The organism is Burkholderia sp. LMG 13014 (assembly GCF_905232215.1).
GTDB lineage: Bacteria > Pseudomonadota > Gammaproteobacteria > Burkholderiales > Burkholderiaceae > Burkholderia.
The window spans coordinates 1-2,079 of the sequence record NZ_CAJNKE010000823.1; the positions used below are offsets into that span (position 1 = coordinate 1).

At 68.1% G+C, this 2,079-nt stretch carries 1 protein-coding gene; it reads left to right on the forward strand.

Annotated features, from left to right (window positions below):
* Nucleotides 1–2,079, forward strand: a 2,079-nt coding sequence (locus tag JYJ84_RS35020) for a mechanosensitive ion channel domain-containing protein (RefSeq protein ID WP_205190159.1), incomplete at both ends; no start/stop codon positions are given.

Here is a 2,079-nt window from a genome sequence, read left to right on the forward strand (position 1 = left end):
GGGATCGCGCTGGACCACCGAAATCGGCGATGCGCTGAAGGAATCGCTGCGCTCGCTGCTCGATGTCGGCTCGGTCGGAAGCTGGTGGCATGACCGGCTGGTGCGCGCCGACGCGCGCGCGGATCTCGCGCACGCGCTCTCGATCATCATCGCGGTGCTCGTGCCCGCGCTCCTGGTCGAATGGTTCGCGAAGCGGCTGTTGCGACGTGCGCTGGCCGCAGTGGCCGCACGGCGCGCCGACACGTCGCGCCGCACTGCGCCCGAATCCGAGTCCGAGTCCGTTACGTCCGACTCCGCCACGCCCGACGACGACGACAACGCGCCGCCGGACACCCCCGACACCGCGCCCACCTCGTCGGAAGGTCGTGGCCACGCACGTCGCCACACCACGCTGCTGTACCGGATGCCGCGCGCGCTTGTCAGCCTTGCGCTGCGCGCGGTGCCGCTGCTCGTGTTCGTCGGCGTCGCGAGCCTGACGATGTCGGCGATCGGCGATGCGGGCAGCCCGATCGAATCCGCGCTCGAAGCACTGATCGACATCTACGTGATCTGCCGCCTCGTCACGATCGTCAGCCGGCTGTGCTTCCAGCCCGATGCACGGCAACTGCGGTTGCTGCACATCAGTGACGCATGGGCCGACTTCGCCCAACGTTCGATCGCGCGGATCGCGATCGTCGTCGGCGCCTGCACGGCGGCGGTCGAGGTCGCCGCGAACTTCGGTCTGAGCGACGCCGGTCACGTCGCGCTGCTGAAAGCCGTCGCACTCGTCGGGCACCTGATGGTCTCGGCGCTGATCCTGCAGTGCCGCCGGCCCGTCGCCGCGCGGATCCGCGCGGCCGGCGAGGGCCGTCCGTCGTTCGCGATGATCGGCAACGCGCTCGCGGACGCATGGGCGCCCGTGTCGGTATTCATCGTGATGGCGCTGTGGTTCGTGTGGGCGCTCGACGTCCACAACGGCTACCGCGTGCTGATCACGCTCGGCGGCCGCTCGATCGCCGTGATGATCGGCATGCGGATGGTGTCGATCGTCGTGTTCGGCGCGCTCGCGCGGCTGTTCCAGGGCCACGACGAAGACCGCACGCTCGTCCATCTGCACGCGTACCGCTACTACCCGCTGCTGCGCCAGATCGTGTCGGGCGCGATCGGCATCGTGACCGTCGCGCTGCTGCTGCAGATCTGGGGCGTGCCGATCTTCCGCGCGTTCGAAACCGGCACGATCGGCCACCGGCTCGCGTCGGCGCTGGTGACGATCGCGATTGCGGCCATCGTCGCACTCATCGTGTGGGAAGCCGCCAACATCGCGATCGAGCGCCGGCTGCAACGATGGACGCGCGAAGGCAATCTCATGCGCGCGGCGCGGCTGCGCACGCTGCTGCCGATGCTGCGCTCGCTGCTGTTCGTGATGATCGCGCTCGTCGTCGTGCTGACGGGCCTCAGCCAGCTCGGCGTGAACGTCGGCCCGCTGCTTGCCGGTGCCAGCATCTTCGGCGTCGCGCTCGGCTTCGGCTCGCAGAAGCTCGTGCAGGATTTCATCACCGGGATCTTCCTGCTGATGGAAAACGCGATGCAGGTCGGCGACTGGGTCACACTCGCCGGCGTGTCGGGCACCGTCGAGTACCTGTCGATCCGCACCGTGCGGCTGCGCGCGGGCGACGGGTCGCTGTACACGATCCCGTTCAGCTCGGTGACGACGGTCAACAACACGAATCGCGGGCTCGGCAACGCGGCCGTCAAGATCAGCATTGCCTACGGCGAGGATATCGATCGCGCGATCACGACGCTGAAGGAGATCGGCGCCGCGTTGCGCGACGATCCGAAATACCGCGACGGCATCCTGTCGGACTTCAGCTACTGGGGTATCGACCAGGTCGACGGCGCGACGCTCGCGCTGGCCGGGCAGATGCAATGCACGGACTCGACGCGCTGGAGCGTGCAGCGTGAATTCAACCGGCGGATCGCGGAGACGTTCCGCGAACGCGGCATCCGGATCGCCAATCCGCAACGCAGCGTCGTCGCGTATGCAGACGGATCCCGGCCTGTCGTCAATGGCGAAAACGACAGCAACGGCGATAACGGCCA